Origin of the sequence: Symbiobacterium thermophilum IAM 14863 (genome assembly GCF_000009905.1) — a bacterium.
GTDB classification, from domain to species: domain Bacteria; phylum Bacillota; class Sulfobacillia; order Symbiobacteriales; family Symbiobacteriaceae; genus Symbiobacterium; species Symbiobacterium thermophilum.
The window spans coordinates 2,646,261-2,663,663 of record NC_006177.1; the positions used below are offsets into that span (position 1 = coordinate 2,646,261).

Here is a 17,403-nt window from a genome sequence, read left to right on the forward strand (position 1 = left end):
CCAGCGAACGGACCTTGAAAGGAGCAGGATCATGACACCGCCGGATGAACCCGCGCTGCGTGAAACCCGGATCGGTGCATACGGAATCTGCATCTGCGATGACCGGATACTCGTGGTCCGAAAAGCGAAGGGGCCGTACAAGGGTCTGTACGATCTTCCTGGCGGCGGCGTGGAGTTCGGCGAATCCCCCACCGAGACCGTGGCCAGGGAGTTCCTGGAGGAGGCGGGGGTGGCGGTCGAGGTGAAGGAGCTGGTCGGCTCGTTCAGCCTCGTCTCCGTCTTCCCGGCGGATTCGGGCACGCACCTGGTCGAGCTCCATCACCTGGGGTTTCTGTACCGGGTGAATCTGGCGGCGCCGGCGCCCATCAAAGAGGATCCCGACGGCCGCGACTCCCTCGGGTCGGTCTGGCTGCCGCTCAGAGACGCAAGCCCGGACAAGCTCTCCCCTTTGGCCCGCGAGGGTCTGCAATGCATTTCCAGCCAGGGATCGGGTATATCCCTCCGCCGACGCGCACAATAGAGGTGGCAGTGGCGGGAACGGCTCGAATCGACTTCCACAAACCTTTCCCGAGCCGTCACTGGTACCCCATCCTATCGGATTGATCTCTGGCTCCCGCCACTGCCTTCATCGCGTCACCTGCGCAACCGCGCCCACACCCCGGCCACTGCGGCCGGGGTCTTTTGCCTCAGCACTACCTCCGTCGAAGCTCGGTGCCCGAACACGTTCATGCACTCGCCCTGAAGGCCGGCCGTTGACGCGACTGTGCACTTTCGTTCCCGTCGTGCCTGCCCGGGTTTCAGTCCGGCCCCGGCCCGGGCTCGGTCCTGCCCTCGCCCCGGACGTTGGCGCGAATGTGCACTTTCGTGAAACCCGCGTCCCATAAGCCTCTCCTGGCCAGCGAGCCCCGAAACGCCTGCCGCGTAAGGACTCGCCGAAAGTGCACATTCGTTGCCGCGGCACTACCCCGGTCGAAGCTCTGGGCCCAGACACGTTCACGCACTCGCCCTGAACCCGGCCGTTGACGCGAACGTGCACTTTCGTGAAGCCCGCACCCCATGGGCTTTTCCCGCCCCGCGGGCCCGGAAACGCTTGCTGCGTGAGGATTCGCGGCAAATGCACATTCGTTCCCGTCGTGCCTGCCCGGGTTTCAGCCCGGCCCCGGCCCCGGTTTCGCTCCTGCCCTCGCCCCCGACGTTGGCGCGAATGTGCACTTTCGTGAAACCCGCGTCCCATGGGCTTTTCCCACCCCGCGAGCCCCGAAATGCCTGCCGCGTAAGGACTCGGAGAAAGTGCACATCTGTTGCCGCGACACTGATCCGCTCGACACTCGGGTCCCCAATACGTTCGCACATGCGCACTGAACCCCACCACTGACGCGAACGTGCACTTTCGTGAAGCCCGCGCCCCGTAAGCGTTTGCCGCCCCGCGGGCCCCGAAACGCCTGCCGCGCAAGGACTCGACGAAAGTGCACATTCGTTGCCGCGGTGTCCGCTCCGCAGCCTTGGCGCCGGACCGACCGCCGGCTCGGCTTACCCGGCCAGCGTCCCTCACGCCCACCCAGCGCTGCACCGGCAAGCTGTGCGGCCCAGGAATACGTGAAAACCAGGACGCCGCTCCAGCTGCGTCCTGGTTGCGCATCGTCAGGTGTCCTCCTGAGCCGAACACCCCGCATCACCATATCCAGGGCGTAAGGTCGTGCCTTAGCGGCAACCCGAGGTAGCGGTGGTGAAGGATGATCTTCTCGTGTGCCGGAGGCAACCCGCGCGTGCCCAATCGGACGGCGTACCGAGCGTGTCCTGTGTATCGCTCCGGCTGCATCTTCCAGCCATACACCGGGCCTGTGGTCAGCTTGTGCCCATAGGTCTCCAGCGCGATCGCCGCGCTGCCCGCCAGGTGGCCTTCGGTGAAGTTCGACACGGCGATCGCAAACGGAGGCAAGATCTCCTGCCCGTCAACCTTCACCGCTACCAGCGTGATCGGCCACCGACCGGTGTTTTCCAGGTCAAACCCATACGCCACGGGCATGCGCTGGTCATCCACGCGCGTGTGCATACCGGTGCTTTGCAGCGGCGGGTGCGTGTACACCCACACGATCCCTGCGGCAAGGGCCGCCAGCACCGCGCACGCCACCACGATCCACCGTCTGGGCACAGCGCCGACGCTCGCCCCCCCTCCCTCGGGGCGCAAAGACGACCGGTCACCGCTCACTGCCTGCGGGCCCTCCCCACAGCCAGCGGGTCGGCGCTCACCGCTCGCCCTCGCGGCTCGCCTCCGCGACCGCTCACATCAATCCCGCAGCAGCGCCCGGGAGATCACCAGCCGCTGGATCTCGCTGGTGCCCTCGTACAGTTGCGTGATCTTGGCCTCCCGCATCAGCCGCTCAACCCGGTACTCCTGCATGTACCCGTAGCCGCCGTGGATCTGCACGGCCTCCACCGTGTGCTTCATCGCCATCTCCGACGCGAACAGCTTGGCCATCGAGATTTCCTTCGTCGCCCGGACCCCCTGCTGCATGAGGAACGCGGCGCGGTAGAGCAGGAGCCGGGCGGCTTCCAGGTCGGTGGCCATGTCCGCGATCTTCCAGGCGATGGCCTGGTGCTCGGCGATGGGCTTGCCGAAGGTGTGCCGCTCCTTGGCGAACTTGATCGAGTCCTCGAGGGCCGCCTGCGTGATGCCCACCGCCTGGGCGGCGATGCCGATGCGCCCCCGGTCGAGGATCGCCATGGCGATCTTGAAGCCCTCGCCCTCCTTGCCCAGCAGCTGCGAGGCGGGGATCCGGCAGTCCTCGAAGTGCAGCGTCGTCGTGTGCGAGGCGTGCAGCCCCATCTTCTCCATGGGCTTGCCGACGCTGAACCCGGGGGTATCGGCCTCCACCAGGAAGGCGGAGATGCCCCGGTGGCCGACGGACGGGTCGGGGTTGGTCCGGGCGAAGACCACGTACAGCCCGGCCTGGCCGCCGTTGGTGATGAAGGTCTTCTCGCCGTTGAGGATGTACGAATCGCCGTCCCGGATCGCCGTGGTGCGGATGGCGGCCGCGTCGGAGCCCGCGCCGGGCTCGGTGAGGGCGTAGGCCCCCAGGATCTCGCCCCGGGTCAGGCGCGGCAGGTATTTCTGTTTCTGCTCCTCGCTGCCGAAGTGGAAGATCGCCTCCGAGTGCAGCGAGCAGTGCACCTCGTAGATGACCGCGGTAACGGCGCACGCCCGGGCCAGCTCCTCGATGACGATCGCGTAGCTCACCCAGTCCATGCCGCCGCCGTAGGGCTCCGGCAGATGCATGTTCAGGTAGCCGTTTTCGGCCAGAAGCTTGAAGTTCGGCCAGGGGAACTCGTGCTTCCGGTTGAACTCGGCCGAGCGCGGTGCGATCTCCTTTTCCGCCAGTTCCCGGATCGCCTGCCGCACCATGTTCTGCTCTTCGGTCAGGAAGAAGTTCACGGGTCCTGCCTCCTTGTCAGTATGCTTCGGGGTCCGCCGCGTCCCGAACCGGCGCCCGGGAACGCCCTCGGCAGCCCAATGCCAGCGCCCCGGGAGCGGGGCAGCAGCGCCGTCGGCGCCGAATGCCGGCACCCCGGGGAAACAGCGCAGCAGCGCCCTCGGCGCCCAATGCCAGTGCCCCGGGAGCGAGACAGCAGCGCCCTCGGCATCCCAGTGCCGACGCCCCGGGAGCGGGACAGCAGCGCCCTCGGCGCCCAATGCCAGTGCCCCGGGAGCGAGACAGCAGCGCCCTCGGCCCCCAGTGCCGGCGCCCCGGGAGCGGGGCAGCAGCGCCCTCGGCGCCCAATGCCGACGCCCCGGAAGCGGGACAGCAGCGCCCTCGGCGCCCAGTGCCGACGCCCCGGGAGCGGGACAGCAGCGCCCTCGGCAGCCCAATGCCCGCGCCCCGGGAGCGGGGCAGCAGCGCCCTCGGCACCCCAACGCCGGTTCCCCGGGAGCGAGGCAGCAACGCCCTCGGCAGCCCAACGCCATCACCCCGGGGGACGAGGCAGCGGCTCCGGTGTCGCCCCGACGCCGGCGCCCCCAGGCCAGGCAGCTCGCCCGGCCGATCCCGGCGGCGTCTCGGTGCGAAAACAACGGCGCTCAGCGGCCCCAGTGGTTGCGCATGATCTCCTCGGCGGCGGTGTACGGATCGAGCCGCCGCTCGGCCACCTGCCGCACCAGCTCCTCGAAGTCGCCGGCGGCCCGGGCCCGCTCCAGGGTAGCCTGCGCGGCCCGCTGTCCCACCAACTCCTGCAGCCGCTGGGCCGCGTCCTGCTCCCGGCGGGCCTCCCAGCGACCGGTCTCCCGCAGGAAGGCCAGGTGCTCGTCCAGACGGTCCACCACCGCGTCCACGCCCTGGCCGTCCTTCGCGACGGTCTTCACCACCGGCGGGCGCCAGGAGACGTCCCCGGGCCTGGCCGTCCCGTGCCGCGCCGCCGCGTGCGCCGCGGCCCGGGTCATGAAGCGCGCGGCGTACCGCAGTTCCTCCGCGCTGTGATGGCCCGTGCGGTCCAGCCGGCGCAGCGCTTCCTCGGCGCCGGGCGGCAGGGACGGTCCCTCGCCGTCCTGCGACAGGGCCCGGTCCCCCGCAGCCGCCGCGTCAGCATTCCGGTTCCCGTCCTCCCCGGCCGGCCACCGGTTGATGCCCGGGCGGCCCATGTGGCCCAGATCCAGCATCATCTCGATCTCGCTCACCGTCCGGTCCGCACCGTCCCGGTCCGCCTTGTTGCAGACGAAGACGTCGCCGATCTCCAGGATCCCGGCCTTGATCGCCTGGATCTCGTCGCCCAGCCCCGGCACCACCACCACGCAGGTGGTGTGCGCCAGGGCCATGATCTCGACCTCCGACTGACCCGCCCCCACCGTCTCCACAAGGATCACGTCGAAGCCGAAGGCGTCCAGCACCGACACCACCTCGCCGGTGGCGGGCGAGAGCCCCCCCAGGTGGCCCCGGGCGGCCAGGGAGCGCATGAAGACGCCGGGGTCGGTCAGCGTCCGCTGCATGCGGATCCGGTCGCCCAGGATGGCGCCTCCCGAGAACGGGCTGGTCGGGTCCACCGCCACGATCGCGACCGTGCGGCCGCGGGCGCGCTGCTCGGCGGCCAGCCGGTCCACCAGGGTGGACTTGCCGGCTCCGGGCGGCCCGGTGACGCCCACCACGTGGGCCCGCCCGGTCAGCGGGTAGACCAGGCGCAACAGCGCAACCGCCTCCTCGTCCCCGTTCTCGATCCAGGTGATCGCCCGCGCGAGGGCCCGCCGGTCCCCGGAGCGGAGACGGGCGAACAGCTCAGCAGCCCGGTCCTCTGGCCTCATCGCTTCACGTTCTCCCTCGTGTACTGAATGATCTCCTCCAGGTCCGACCCCGGGCCGAACACCCGGGCGACGCCGGCCTCCAGCAGGGCGGGCACCTCGTCGTCGGGGATGATCCCGCCCGCCAGGATGAGCACGTCGTCCACCCCCTGCTCCCGGAGCAGCTGGATGAGCTGCGGGATCAGCACGCCGTGCGCCCCGGCCAGCGACGAGATCGCGATGACGTCCACGTCCTCCTGGATCGCGGCCGCGGCCACCGCCTCCGGCCGCTGGTAGAGGCCGGTGTAGATCACCTCGAACCCGGCGTCCCGGTACGCCCGGGCGATGACCTTCGCCCCCCGGTCGTGGGCGTCCAGTCCCAGCTTGGCCACAAGCACCCTGATCCTGCGTCCGGTTGCCACTTCCACTTCCGCTTCCCCTCCGTCGCCCCGCGTCTAGTACACCGACTCCTCCCGGTACTCGCCCCACAGCTCGCGCCAGACGCCGCAGATCTCCCCCACGGTGCAGTAGCGCCGCACACACTCGAGGATGTAGGGCATCAGGTTCTCGTCGGTCTGCGAAGCGCGGCGCAGCTCCGCCAGGGCGGCCTCGGCGGCCTTCTGGTCCCGGGCCGCGCGCACGGCGCGCACCCGCTCGATCTGCCGCCGCTGCACCTCGGGGTTGACCTTCAGGATGTTGGTCACGGGCTTCTCGTTGGGGTCCACGTAGGCGTTGACCCCCACCACCTTGTAGTCCCCGTTCATCACCCGCCGCTGAAAGCGGTAGGCGGAGTCGGCGATCTGCTGCTGGAACCAGCCCTTTTCGATCGCGGCGATCACGCCGCCCTGGGCCTCGATCTGCTCGAAGTAGGCGTAGGCCTCCTCCTCCAGCTTGTTGGTCAGGTACTCCACGTAGTAGGAGCCGGCCAGCGGGTCGACCACGTTAGCGACGCCGCTCTCCTCGGCGATGATCTGCTGGGTGCGCAGGGCGATGCGCACCGCCTCCTCGCTGGGCAGCGCCAGCGCCTCGTCGTAGGAGTTGGTGTGCAGCGACTGCGTGCCGCCCAGCACCGCAGCCAGGGCCTGCAGGGTCACCCGCACGATGTTGTTCTCCGGCTGCTGGGCGGTGAGGCTGACGCCCGCGGTCTGGGCGTGGGTGCGCAGCATCCAGGAGCGGGGGTTCCTGGCGCCGAACCGCTCCCGCATCACCCGGGCCCAGATGCGCCGGGCGGCCCGGAACTTGGCGATCTCCTCGAAGAAGTCGTTGTGCACGTCGAAGAAGAAGGAGAGGCGCGGGGCGAACTCGTCCACGTCCAGCCCCGCCTTGATGCCCGCCTCCACGTAGGCGATGCCGTCGGCCAGGGTGAAGGCCAACTCCTGCGCCGCGGTGGCCCCGGCCTCCCGGATGTGGTAACCGGAGATGGAAATGGTGTTCCACTTGGGCACGTGCCGGGCGCAGAAGGCCATGACGTCGGTGATCAGCCGCATCGAGGGGGCGGGCGGGTAGATATAGGTCTTCTGGGCGATATAGTCCTTCAGGATGTCGTTCTGGATGGTGCCGCTCACCTGGTCCCAGGAGACGCCCTGCTTCTCCGCCACCACCAGGTACATGGCCAGCATGATCGAGGCAGGCGGGTTGATGGTCATGGAGGTGGAGACCTTGTCCAGGGGGATGCCCTCGAACAGGATCTCGAAGTCCTTCAGGGAGTCGATGGCGACCCCCAGCTTGCCCACCTCGCCGTTGGCGTACGGGTGATCGGAGTCGTACCCCAGCAGGGTCGGCATGTCGAAGGCGGTGGAGAGGCCCGTCTGCCCCTGCTCGAGCAGGTAGCGGAACCGGGCGTTGGTCTCCTCCGCCGTGCCGAAGCCCGCGAACTGCCGCATGGTCCAGAGCTTTCCGCGGTACATGGTCGGGTGTATGCCCCGGGTGAAGGGGTACTCGCCGGGATCCCCCAGGTCCCGCTCGTACTCCATGCCCGCGATGTCCTCGGGTCCGTAGAACCGCTTCACCGGCCGGCCGGATACCCCGGCGAACCGCTCCTTGCGCTCCGCTGTGGCCACGGGCCACCCTCCCTCCCAATTCAGTGTCGCTTCACACCCATTCGCCTTTTCTGCCTATTCCTCCTGCTATGCAGCTTACGCGCGCCCGTCGCCGCGAAACACCCACCGGCTCCCTCCGAGCCGCACCACCACGGCATCCGGGGCGCCCGGGAACGCGCACCACGCCCCGCTTCCGCCGCCGGCCCCGGCCGGAAGGCCGGCGTCCGCCGCGACCCGGTCCCCCTCCCACGCAACGCCCGCGTCGTGAAGCCACGGACGGCCCGGGCCCACCGCCGGGCGGCCGGTGCGGTGCGGACGGCGCCGGGCAGGCACCGAACCCGCCGCAAAGGCGGCCAGGGCTGCAGCGGGGTTGATCGCGGGGTTGAAGAGCACGAGGCCGGGAGCCAGCGCCGCGAGGGCTGCCTCCGGCCGGAGCGCGGCCAACGCACAGATCGGGCAGAGCGCCGCCAGCTGCACCACCGGATCGAAAAAGACGTCGGCCGGTGTCGTCAAATCGAGCCTGCGCCGCATGGGCGGCACGACCTCCTCCCTGGCACAACAAACGGGGGCCTGCCGCCCCCGTCGTCTACGGTATGGGTGCGCCCGCCGGCCTGCCCCTCCGGCATCAGCAGCACCCCTTCCGGAACGGTTTCTTGAAGAACTTCCCTCCCAGGCCACCCGTCAGCGCCAGCGTCGGCGCGGCGGCCGGGTTGAACGCCAGCAGCGCCGCCCGCGGGTTGATCGCCGGGTTGAAGATGGCCAGCACCGGGCTCTTGGCGGCCAGCGCCGCGGCCGGGCTGAACGCGGCCAGAGAAGCCAGCTTGCTGAACGGAGCCAGGTCTACGGCCGGGTTGAAGAAGACCTGGTCGGGTGCGTCGAACCCGCCGAAGTGCATGCGGGGTTTCCCTCCTGACCGGAAGCAGGGGAGCCCTGCGACTCCCCAGCCTGCCGTCCGGTTGATCAGATGCCGAACTTGCCGAAGGGCTTGCCCTTGCCGGTGAGCGCCAGCGTGGGCGCCGCGCCTGGGTTGAATTGTAGGAACGCAGCCGCCGGGTTGATCGCCGGGTTGAAGATCGCCAGCACGGGGCTCTTGGCGGCCAGCGCCGCGGCCGGGCTGAACGCGGCCAGCGAGGCCAGCTTGCTGAACGGAGCCAGGTCTACGGCCGGGTTGTTGAACACCTGCCCGGGCACGCTCTTACCGCCAAAGCCGAACGAGAACGGGAAGAACCCCTTCTTGTCGAAGAAGCCCTTCTTATCCGACTGGTCGGTCACCCCGGCGGTGGCAGTGGGTACCGTTTTCGGGCAGCTAACCGAAACCACCGGCCGCGAGACGTCAACGGGGCAGGCGGTCGATGTGACGACCCGCGTTTTCTTGGACACGAAGGAACCTCCTTCCGAATCTATACCGGGATGAGCACCACCGCGAGGGTGGAACGTCTCCGCTCTCAGCTTATGTAACCGTTGCGTACTCGGTTACAGGTCCTTGACGCCGATCAGGCCGGCCGGAACGAACCCCCGGCTGAGGGCGAACTCCACCACGGGCGTGTGGTGCAGCCCGGTCCACAGCTTGATCTTCCGCAGGCCCAGGGCGGCCACGCCCCGCTCTGCGGCCGCCAGCAGCGCGCTCCCCACCCCGCGGCGCCGGTGGGCGGGGTGCACCCAGAGGTCGATCAGCAGGGCCGTGGGCTCCTCGGTGCTGCCGTCCTGCGCCAGGGCAAGCAGCAGGTAGCCCACCGGCGCCGCCCCGTGCTGGGCCACGAGCAGCACGCTGCCCGGTGCGGCGAGCACCTGCTGGCACTGCAGCGCCGCCCGCTGCGCGGCCTGAAGCGGATGCACCCGGGCGCGCTCCTCGGGGTCGAGCGACTCCCATGCCGCCGCGGCCGCCGCCTGGAGCAGCCACGGCAGGTCCCCCGCGTGGCCGTGCCGGTACTGGTACATGCGGCTCCCTCCTCCGTCGTGGGGGCTCCTTCATCTTATGGATTGCCCCCGGCCCTGGTCCCTCCCGCGGGCCGGAGGTGGATGCCTCGCGGCCTCCGCCACCCCCGTGCCCGGCCCGTCGCGGGGACCGACCCGCTGCCCCGGGCACCCGGCCCGGCCCCGGCGGCCGGCTTGGTGCGAACCGCCCGGGACCCATGCCGGTGTCCCCGGTACCTCCCGCACGGGGGCGGCGTACCGTGGTGGGAAGAAAGGGGGGAACCGCATCGTGGTGGAGGTGCGCTTCTGGCGGCTGAACGACCTGCCCTGGCTCCTGCACATGGCGGCGGTGACCGACTGGGAGATCATGAACCCCACCGACCGGGCGGTGGCCAGGCCCGAGGTCGTCCAGGCCAACGCCCACCGCAACCTGCTGGCCACCCTGGCCTCCCCCGGCGGGACGGCTTTCGTGGCCGACGACGGCGGACGGCCCGTGGGCTTCCTCCTCATCGGCATCCGGCCGGACGACCGGACCGGCGAGTGGCAGGGCTACATGGCCGACATCTACCTGCTGCCCGAATACCGGGGCAAGGGCATCGCCAAGCGGCTGCACGAGGCCGGCGAGTGGTACTTACGGCAGTTGGGCATCCGGCGGATCACCAACTGGGTCCACGCCACCAACCCGCTGGGACAGAAGGCGTCGCAGGCCCGGGGCTTCCGCGTGTGGGGCGTGATGATGGAAAAGCTGCTGACCGGTTAGGCGCAGACTAGGGCATGGAGCCCGGACGGGGAGGTGAGCCGCATGCGGATGGGCGGGGCGGAGGTGAACGGCATCGACGACCTGGCGGCCGTCATGGACGTCCACCTGGCCCGGTTCGACCGGGACGGAGACCACCGCGCGGCTTTCCTGCGGGTCTACCGACACATGACCCTGGCCGTTCGCGAGCGGCTCCGCCGCCCCTTCTTCCTCGATCCCGCCTGGGTGGAGCGGGTCGCCGTGCGCTTCGGCTGGTACTACTTCGACGCGCTGGAGCGGTTCGAGCGGGGCGACGACCCGCCGCCCGCCTGGGCCTACGCCTTCGACATCGCCGCGCGCAAGCGGGCGTTCCTCCTCCAGGACATCCTCCTGGGGATGAACGCCCACATCAACAACGACCTGCCGCTGGTGGTGGCCGAGATCCTGCGCGCGGAGGGTGACGAACGGTCGGTCTTCGAAACGGTCCGGCGCCGCTTCGACCACGACCAGATCAACCGGGTGCTGCACGACGTCATCCCCGGCGTGCAGGACGAGGTCGCCCGGCACTACGGCCGCCTCATCCGCCCCCTCGGCCGGCTGATGGGCGACCTGGACCGGCAGCTGACCACCTACGGCCTGAAGACCTGGCGGGACCAGGTCTGGCGCAACGCCCGCTGCCTGCTGGCCGCCGCGGGCGAGGAGGAGCGGCAACTGGTGATCCGGTTCATCCAGCAGGACGCTTTGCATCTGGCCCGGGAAATCTACCGCTTCGCCCCCCTGCGCCTCCTCCGCCCCCTCGCCCGCTGGATGCGCCGCTGGCGGCTCTTCTGAGAAGGTCGCGTTATCCACTGTTCAAACATTGCCTAAAGTGAACATGGGGATATCAGCCCCTGGACCATCACCGCGCCAGCCATGCCTGCCGCTGCGGACGGGACGCCCGCACCAGCACGACCAGTTCCACGGCGGCGCCGCAGAGCAGGGAGACGATGCCCAGCACGGCGCCGGGCAGCCGCCAGATCAGCGCGCCGGCGTAGACCGCCGCCAGCGTCACGGCGCCGCCGGCGATGGCGCCGGCATTGACCACCAGGGTACGCCCGTCCTTGATCAGGAGCGCCTGAAGCCAGTTCTGCAGGGCGACATAGAACGGGAAGACGACGCCGAATCCCAGCGCGGGCAGCGCGGCGTCGGCGACGGAGGCCAGGCCGCCCTTCAGCCCCAGCACCCACTCCATGTAGCCGCGCCCCAGGGGGGTGACGGCGAGCAGGGCCATCACGCAGCAGGCGACCGCGCCGATGGTCAGGGTGAAGCGGCGCAGCATCAGGTAGGAGCGCCGGTCCTGCAGGAGCGTCAGGGCGACCTGCTGCACCATGCGCACGGCATTGGCCACCATCAGGATGGTGGACCAGGCGACGGGCCACGCCGCCAGCCCCAGCTCCGGGTCGACGGATCGGGCGATGCCGCCGCTCAGCAGCGGCCGCACCACCGAGACCAGGATCTGGGTCATGGCCAGGGGCCAGTACCAGAGAGCGATCTGGCCGACGGTGCGCGGGGCCCAGTCGGGCGCCTCGGCGTGCGGATCGGTCACGCCGGCCTGCAGCACCGGGCGGGCCAGCCAGGTCACCGCGGCCGCCTCGACGATGACGCTGACGACCAGGGCCAGCCCCGCCAGCGTGGCGCCGTGGGCCCTTCCCATCACGCCCAGCGCCGTCACGAGGGCGAGGGAGCCGATGCGGGCGAACCCGGCGTAGGCGACCACGCTGGAGCGCTTGTGCTGGATGAGGATGCCCTGGTAGAAGCGGCGCCACCCGATGGCCGCCGGCCAGAGCAGCTGGACCTGGAAGGCCGGCCGGGCCGCGGCGGCAATGGCGTCGGGCTGGCCGAGCAGCGTGCGGAAGATGAGGTCGTATGCCGGGGTGAACGCGAGGAGGGCGTAGAGCGCCGTGAGCAGGGCGTTGGCCCAGAGCATGAAGTGGCGCAGCGGCTGGTAGGTCTCCCGGTAGCGGCTGAGCAGGTTCGAGGCGTGCAGCAGCATGATGATGGGGCTCTCCAGCAGGATCGCCACGTTGTTGGCCACTGCGTACGCGGCCAGCGAGATCTCGGGGTTGGCGAGTTTGGTCAGCCCGATGGTCAGGATGGGCCCGGCGATGACCATGATGACATCGGAGAGCGAGAGCGGCAGGAACAGGCGCAGGATGGTGCCGTAGGTCAGGGTTCCGGATGCGGCGCTGCGCCGGGATTCGGTTGTGCTGGTCAATGCGGCGATGTCCCTCCGGTCGCGAGAGTCGACAACCAAGATTGTACCCTGAAGGGCGGGAACATCAAGGCCGCGCCGCCCGGGACGCCATCTCCCGCGACGGCGCGGCACCGATCGGACACCGGCCTCCCGCCTGCGGTGCGGCGCCTCATTGGGACGCCGGGGGCTTCACGCCCGGCAGGGCCAGCACACGCAGGTCCAGGAGGGCATGGGTTACGATCGGCCAGACGAGCGAACCGGTGTAGAGGTAGAGCACACCCAGCATGATGCCGAGGAATCCCGTGGTCATCACGCCGCCCCAGCCCTGGTAGAGGTGCGCCATGCCGAAGACGGCGCCGGACAGGATCAGCGCGGCGACGACGGGTAGTCCCGGCACCACCTTCATGAAGTAGGCGATGAGGAAGCCGCGGAAGAGGATCTCCTCGCACACCCCCGCGGTGATGGCCACGAGCGCGTACCACAGCCGCTCATCCGGCCGCCCGGGGAGCAAGCCCTTCACCGACTCCATCTGCCGCTGCAGGGCCTCCCGGTAGCCGGGCGAGAAGGCCCCGATGATGAGCGGAGCGGCGATGCCCGCGGCCAGGGCGATGACCAGGATCAGGGCCTCCGAGTCCAGCCGGCCGGAGGTCAGCCCGATGACCGCCGCCGGCTCACCGGCCAGCCTGAGCGTGACGAGAACCAGGAAGACCAGCGCCCATTCCAGGATGACGATCTTCCTGTAGAAGTTGAGGCGTGCGGCGGGATCACTGTCCAGGATGGCGAGCAGGCGCCGGTACGAGCGGGTCCCGAGGATCGGTTCCCCGACCACCAGGTAGAGCGCAATCGCGCTCTGCACGGCCAGCGCCACGCCGGCCAGGACGTCTGCCGGCATGTGTCGTTTCCTCCTTACCGTAAGACCTCATCACGGTTTCGCGGGACTTTCGCCGATTCCCAGTGGCATTCCTGCTCCCGGGCGGCATATCGTATAGCGGGACCCCCACAAGGCACAGGTCGCACCGGCTGCAAAGCCATCTGACCGGCGCCGCAGGGGGTCCCGTCGCGCGCCTGAGGGCCCCGCTGCAACCGAATCCTCGCCCTCCCCGTTCTGTAGGGTGAGTGTTGGATGTGGGGGAGATCGGTGTGAGGGACGTAAGCATCGTCACCGCCGGCGCATTGAAGCCCCTGGCCCAGGTGCAGGCTCTCCCGCGGCTGCTGCGGCTTCACCCGGACATGGTGAGGTGAACACTGTATCAAAACCGGGTATAGTCTGGGCGGAAACCCGCGCCGGCCCTGCGGTCTACGGAATCGGCGGAGCCCCCGCGCCCGGGGGGCTCGTCCGGATTGGCCAGAATTTGCTATACTCATGGGGTGCCGATCGCCCCGCGGGGCGGCCGGCAAGACCGAAGCAGACAGAGGTGCTGTCCCACGTGAGCAACCAGCCTGTAAGCCTACGAATTGAGCAGTACCTGCCCTCCGTCACCCTGGTCACACGCCCGCTTCCGGGCAGCTCGGACTTTCCGGTGACCGCCGCGCAGGTGACGGGACAGCGGCACCGGGTGGTGGTCGACACCCTCATCCGACCCGCCGACATGGCCCCCTTCGCCGGGGCGACCCTCGTGATCTACACCCATTTCGACTGGGATCACTGCTGGGGCACCGCCGCGTTTCCGGGCGTGCCTGTGATCGGCCACCAGCTCACCCGGGAGCGGCTCCTGGCCCCGGAACCCGGGGAGTTCCTGGAGCGGATGCGCGCGGAGAAGCCCGCCCACTTCGAGGGCAGCCAGATCATCCCCCCGGACGTCACCTTCCGGGACCGCCTGGACATCGACGCCGGCGGCCTCACCCTGGAACTGCACCACCTGCCCGGCCACACCGCCGACTCGGTGGTGGTCCACGTGCCCGAACTGGGGCTCCTGCTGGCCGGCGATGCCGTGGAGACCCCGCTGCCGACCCTGAGCGAATCCGGACACATCCGGGCATGGGCCGGCGCCTTGCGGAAGTGGAGCCAGGCGGGCCTGAAGCACGTGGTGCCGGGCCACGGCCGTCCCGGCGGGCCGGAGTTGCTGGCGGCCAACGCCGCGTACATCGAAGGGGTCCTGGAGGCGGCCGAGGCCGGCCTGGCGAAGGGGCAGACGCCGCAGGAGATCGCGGCGGAGCGGCCGCTGGCCGCGCTGCTCCCGGCCGGATTGGTCGACACCCTGGCCCCGTACTACCGGCAGCAGCACGAGGCCAACATCGCCGCTGCGCACGCCGAACTGCGGCAGTCGGCCGGGACATAGCGCCGCCGACGCAGAGGCGCGCAAGAACACAGGCGGAGCCGTATCCGGCTCCGCCTTCTTCGTTCCCTCTGGTGTCGGAGGCGGGACTTGAACCCGCACGGTTGCCCATACGCCCCTCAAACGTACGCGTCTGCCAATTCCGCCACTCCGACGGGATGGGGAATGCGCCTCCGGAAACGCCGCCTGCGCTTCCTAGAGGCGCGCTGGTGGGCGGTACTGGGATCGAACCAGTGACCCCTTGCGTGTGAAGCAAGTGCTCTCCCGCTGAGCTAACCGCCCGTATGTTGGTGGGGAGAGGTGGATTCGAACCACCGAAGCGTTGCGCAACTGATTTACAGTCAGCCCCCTTTGGCCACTTGGGTATCTCCCCGCTGACAGGATGTTATGATACACGAAGATCGGCCTCTCTTCAAGTGTGAAACGCATGCAGGGGCGGACGAAAAATCCAGGGATGCTGCAAGAGTTTCGGCGAGCCGCGGCGAAGCTTTCGACAACGGAGGTGAATCCGGTGACTCTGGGCCCCTGGTTCTTCGGTCAGACCGAGGTCGACTGGCAGGCCTACGAGATGGCCGACGACCTGGCTGACCGGTTCGCACAGACCGCAGCAGAATACGACCGCACCGGAACCTTTCCCTTCGCGCACTTCGAGGCCATGCGGGAGCGCGGCTACCTGGCCCTGACGGTTCCGCGGGAAGACGGCGGCCTCGGCGCCGGCGTACATGCCATGGTCTTCGCCCAGGAGCGGCTGGCTCGTGGCGACGGTTCGACGGCCCTGGCGGTCGGCTGGCACCTGTACGTGGTTGGGAAGCAGGCGCACAGCCGGACGTGGCCGGAGCCGGTGCGCAGGCGGCTCTTCGGCGAGGTGGTGACCGACGGCGCCCTGCTGAACGCCTGCGCCTCCGAACCCGAGACCGGCAGCCCGAGCCGCGGCGGTCTCCCGCGCACCACGGCCCGCCGGCTGCCCGACGGTTCCTGGGTGCTGACCGGCCGGAAGAACTTCACGACGCTGTCCCCCATCCTGCGCTACTTCCTGGTCTCCGCCACCCTGGACGGCACCGAGGAGGCCGCCTGGTTTCTCGTGCCGCGCGACGCGCCGGGCCTGCACGTCGAGGAGACCTGGGATTCGCTGGGGATGCGGGCGACCGGCAGCCACGACCTGCGGCTGGAGGAGGTTCACCTGCCCGCGGACGCCCTGCTGGAGTCGGCCCGCGAGCGGACCGAGGGCCGCACCGAAGGGTGGCTGCTCCACGTGCCCGCCGTGTACCTCGGCGTGGCCCAGGCGGCAAGGGATTTCGCCGTGAAGTACGCGGTGGAGCGGCGCACCGTCAACCCGCCCGGACACCCCGAGCCGACCTCCCGGCTGGCCGATCGTCCGCACGTGCAGCGGCTCATCGGCGAGATGGACCTGGCCCTGCTGCCGGCCCGCCACCTGCTGATGGGCCTGGCCCGCCGTTGGGACGAGCGCCCCGAGTGGCGTTCCCGCATGGTGGACGCGGTCGCCGCCTGCAAGCCTTTCGTCGTCGAGACCGCCCTCCGCGTCGTCGACCAGGCCATGCGGGTCGCCGGAGGCGCCAGCCTGGCCCGGTCGCTGCCCCTGGAGCGGTTCTACCGGGATGCGCGGGCGGGCCTGCACAACCCGCCCATGGAAGACGTGGTGATCGGCAACCTGGCCCGGTCGGCCATCCGACGGGCGGAGGCCGGGGAGGATGCGGCACGGTGAGAAAGGAGGGGGCGCTTGCCCCCTCTCTTGCTACGTATTCAGGTCGTTCAGCTCGCCGGTGAGCTGGTAGATGATCCACTCGCCCAGGTTCGTCGCGTGGTCGCCGATCCGCTCCAGCCAGCCGGCCACGTGCAGCAGGTAGGTCGCCTGCCGCACGACCCCGGGGTCCCGCTCCATCATCTCCACCAGCTCATCGAACACCGCCCGGTACAGGTCGTCCATGTCGTGATCCCGGGCGATCATGGTACGGGCCGCGGCCTCGTCCTGCTGGACGAAGGCCTCCAGCGCCTCCCGCACCATCTGCTGGGCCAGGTCGGCCATGCGGGGGATGTCGATCAGCGGCTTGATCAGCGGTTCGCCGGCCAGCTTCAGGGTCACCTCGGCGATGTCGGTGGCGTGGTCGGCCACCCGCTCCAGGTCGGTGACCACCTTGAGGCTGGAGCCCACGGCGCGCAGGTCGCGGGCCATCGGCTGCTGCAGGGCCATGACCTGCAGGCAGCGCATCTCGATGGCGATCAGCATCCGGTCGACCTCGTCGTCCTGGTCAATGACCTGCTGCGCCAGGGCCGCGTCCTGCTGGGCCAGGGAACGGACCGCCTTCTCCACCATCCCGCTCACCAGCCGGCCCATCTGCAGGACATCCCGGTTAAGGTCCCTGAGCTGCGTCTCCAGCGCGCTGCGCACGCACCGTCTCCCCCTTTCCGACCATCCGGCCGTTCAGTCCAGCTCCTCCAAACCCGCTGCGCGTAGGATCTCCTCGATCACGTGCTCTTCTACGTGGACCTGGGGGCACTTGCCGGCAGGCCGCTCCGTCTCGGGGGGCGCCGCCGGTCGCTGCGTCTTGGTATGCATGTTCTTGTGCATGTCTCTCGCCTCCTCTCGTGTTGTTGCGTGAGCCTCGATGAGAATGGAAAAAAGGAACCCCGGAACGCACCGGGGTTGCTGCAGTCAAGCTTTACCTGACCGAACGTCCTCAGACTGCTCCGTACTGCTGCTGCGCGGGCTCGCCGCTCCTGTTCATTTCATTATACTCGCGCGGGGCGGCGATTGCAAGTCCCGTTTTCGCGACTTAGGACAACAGCCATATGCTGATCAGCCAGAACGCCAGCGTGAAGAGTCCGAAACCCAGCAGCGTGATGATCAGCCCGACCACAGCGGGCGACTGGTACCACTTGTTGCCCGTTCCTGCCACAGCGGCTCCCCCTTGGCACGTGCAGCA

At 69.5% G+C, this 17,403-nt stretch carries 19 protein-coding genes and 3 tRNA genes; 5 read left to right on the top strand and 17 right to left on the bottom strand.

The genetic code is table 11. The annotated features are described in order from the left end of the window. The first annotated feature begins 31 nt into the window (after positions 1 to 31). Positions 32 to 520: an NUDIX hydrolase gene (locus STH_RS12240; RefSeq protein WP_011196583.1), complete on the top strand. Its 489-nt coding sequence runs from the start codon at positions 32 to 34 to the stop codon at positions 518 to 520. Between the two features lie 1,152 nt (positions 521 to 1,672). On the opposite strand, the gene STH_RS12245 is transcribed toward STH_RS12240, so the two are convergent. The 9 genes from STH_RS12245 to STH_RS17435 all read right to left on the bottom strand — a co-directional run bounded on the left by STH_RS12245 (position 1,673) and on the right by STH_RS17435 (position 9,240). Further along, positions 1,673 to 2,209 carry a hypothetical protein gene (locus STH_RS12245; RefSeq protein ID WP_011196585.1) on the bottom strand — a complete coding sequence of 179 codons (537 nt, stop codon included), beginning with the start codon at positions 2,207 to 2,209 and terminating at the stop codon, positions 1,673 to 1,675. A 78-nt stretch (positions 2,210 to 2,287) separates the two neighbouring features. Further along, positions 2,288 to 3,433 carry an acyl-CoA dehydrogenase gene (locus STH_RS12250; protein ID WP_011196586.1) on the bottom strand — a complete coding sequence of 382 codons (1,146 nt, stop codon included), beginning with the start codon at positions 3,431 to 3,433 and terminating at the stop codon, positions 2,288 to 2,290. Between the two features lie 642 nt (positions 3,434 to 4,075). After that, complete coding sequence (gene meaB / locus STH_RS12255) at positions 4,076 to 5,287, bottom strand: methylmalonyl Co-A mutase-associated GTPase MeaB (protein ID WP_011196587.1); 1,212 nt, start codon at positions 5,285 to 5,287, stop codon at positions 4,076 to 4,078. Beyond that, positions 5,284 to 5,655 carry a cobalamin B12-binding domain-containing protein gene (locus tag STH_RS12260; RefSeq protein ID WP_242654540.1) on the bottom strand — a complete coding sequence of 124 codons (372 nt, stop codon included), beginning with the start codon at positions 5,653 to 5,655 and terminating at the stop codon, positions 5,284 to 5,286. Before STH_RS12260 ends, meaB begins: the two co-directional genes overlap by 4 nt. A gap of 63 nt (positions 5,656 to 5,718) precedes the next feature. Further along, entirely contained in the window at positions 5,719 to 7,323 is a 1,605-nt protein-coding gene (locus tag STH_RS12265) for an acyl-CoA mutase large subunit family protein (protein ID WP_011196589.1), read from the bottom strand. Positions 7,324 to 7,398: 75 nt separating this feature from the next. Then, complete coding sequence (locus tag STH_RS12270) at positions 7,399 to 7,833, bottom strand: hypothetical protein (RefSeq protein WP_011196590.1); 435 nt, start codon at positions 7,831 to 7,833, stop codon at positions 7,399 to 7,401. Positions 7,834 to 7,927: 94 nt separating this feature from the next. Then, positions 7,928 to 8,197 carry a hypothetical protein gene (locus STH_RS12275; RefSeq protein WP_011196591.1) on the bottom strand — a complete coding sequence of 90 codons (270 nt, stop codon included), beginning with the start codon at positions 8,195 to 8,197 and terminating at the stop codon, positions 7,928 to 7,930. Positions 8,198 to 8,262: 65 nt separating this feature from the next. Next, positions 8,263 to 8,682, bottom strand: coding sequence for a hypothetical protein (locus STH_RS12280; protein ID WP_011196592.1), 420 nt, complete (start codon positions 8,680 to 8,682; stop codon positions 8,263 to 8,265). A gap of 93 nt (positions 8,683 to 8,775) precedes the next feature. Beyond that, positions 8,776 to 9,240, bottom strand: a complete 465-nt coding sequence (locus STH_RS17435) for a GNAT family N-acetyltransferase (RefSeq protein WP_011196593.1) — start codon at positions 9,238 to 9,240, stop codon at positions 8,776 to 8,778. A gap of 265 nt (positions 9,241 to 9,505) precedes the next feature. Here STH_RS17435 and STH_RS18905 point away from each other — a divergent pair, with 265 nt between their 5' ends. Both STH_RS18905 and STH_RS17440 read left to right on the top strand, forming a co-directional pair. Beyond that, positions 9,506 to 9,976, top strand: coding sequence for a GNAT family N-acetyltransferase (locus tag STH_RS18905; protein WP_011196594.1), 471 nt, complete (start codon positions 9,506 to 9,508; stop codon positions 9,974 to 9,976). Positions 9,977 to 10,018: 42 nt separating this feature from the next. Beyond that, positions 10,019 to 10,783 carry a DUF5995 family protein gene (locus STH_RS17440; protein WP_011196595.1) on the top strand — a complete coding sequence of 255 codons (765 nt, stop codon included), beginning with the start codon at positions 10,019 to 10,021 and terminating at the stop codon, positions 10,781 to 10,783. Between the two features lie 67 nt (positions 10,784 to 10,850). Here the strand turns inward: STH_RS17440 and STH_RS12300 are convergent, their stop codons facing one another. Then, positions 10,851 to 12,206, bottom strand: a complete 1,356-nt coding sequence (locus STH_RS12300) for a hypothetical protein (protein ID WP_043714056.1) — start codon at positions 12,204 to 12,206, stop codon at positions 10,851 to 10,853. Positions 12,207 to 12,354: 148 nt separating this feature from the next. Continuing rightward, positions 12,355 to 13,077 carry a CPBP family intramembrane glutamic endopeptidase gene (locus STH_RS12305; RefSeq protein ID WP_011196597.1) on the bottom strand — a complete coding sequence of 241 codons (723 nt, stop codon included), beginning with the start codon at positions 13,075 to 13,077 and terminating at the stop codon, positions 12,355 to 12,357. 535 nt (positions 13,078 to 13,612) lie between these two features. On the opposite strand from STH_RS12305, the gene STH_RS12310 reads away from it, so the two are divergent. Beyond that, positions 13,613 to 14,464, top strand: coding sequence for an MBL fold metallo-hydrolase (locus STH_RS12310; protein WP_043714058.1), 852 nt, complete (start codon positions 13,613 to 13,615; stop codon positions 14,462 to 14,464). A gap of 69 nt (positions 14,465 to 14,533) precedes the next feature. Here STH_RS12310 and STH_RS12315 read toward each other — a convergent pair. The 3 genes from STH_RS12315 to STH_RS12325 form a co-directional block, all read right to left on the bottom strand. Next, positions 14,534 to 14,616: transfer RNA gene (locus STH_RS12315), tRNA-Leu, on the bottom strand. A gap of 52 nt (positions 14,617 to 14,668) precedes the next feature. Beyond that, a tRNA-Val gene (locus STH_RS12320) sits at positions 14,669 to 14,743 on the bottom strand. 6 nt (positions 14,744 to 14,749) lie between these two features. Then, positions 14,750 to 14,834: transfer RNA gene (locus STH_RS12325), tRNA-Tyr, on the bottom strand. A 138-nt stretch (positions 14,835 to 14,972) separates the two neighbouring features. On the opposite strand from STH_RS12325, the gene STH_RS12330 reads away from it, so the two are divergent. Further along, positions 14,973 to 16,184: an acyl-CoA dehydrogenase family protein gene (locus tag STH_RS12330; protein ID WP_242654541.1), complete on the top strand. Its 1,212-nt coding sequence runs from the start codon at positions 14,973 to 14,975 to the stop codon at positions 16,182 to 16,184. Between the two features lie 30 nt (positions 16,185 to 16,214). Here the strand turns inward: STH_RS12330 and phoU are convergent, their stop codons facing one another. From phoU to STH_RS19765, 3 genes are all read right to left on the bottom strand, one after another. Further along, positions 16,215 to 16,868 (bottom strand): phosphate signaling complex protein PhoU, encoded by a 654-nt coding sequence (gene phoU, locus STH_RS12335; protein WP_011196601.1) that lies wholly within the window; start codon positions 16,866 to 16,868, stop codon positions 16,215 to 16,217. Positions 16,869 to 16,901: 33 nt separating this feature from the next. Further along, a complete protein-coding gene (locus tag STH_RS18910) occupies positions 16,902 to 17,048 on the bottom strand; it encodes a hypothetical protein (protein ID WP_011196602.1) in 147 nt (48 codons plus the stop codon). Positions 17,049 to 17,253: 205 nt separating this feature from the next. Further along, positions 17,254 to 17,376, bottom strand: coding sequence for a hypothetical protein (locus tag STH_RS19765; RefSeq protein WP_011196603.1), 123 nt, complete (start codon positions 17,374 to 17,376; stop codon positions 17,254 to 17,256). Positions 17,377 to 17,403 lie beyond the last annotated feature (27 nt).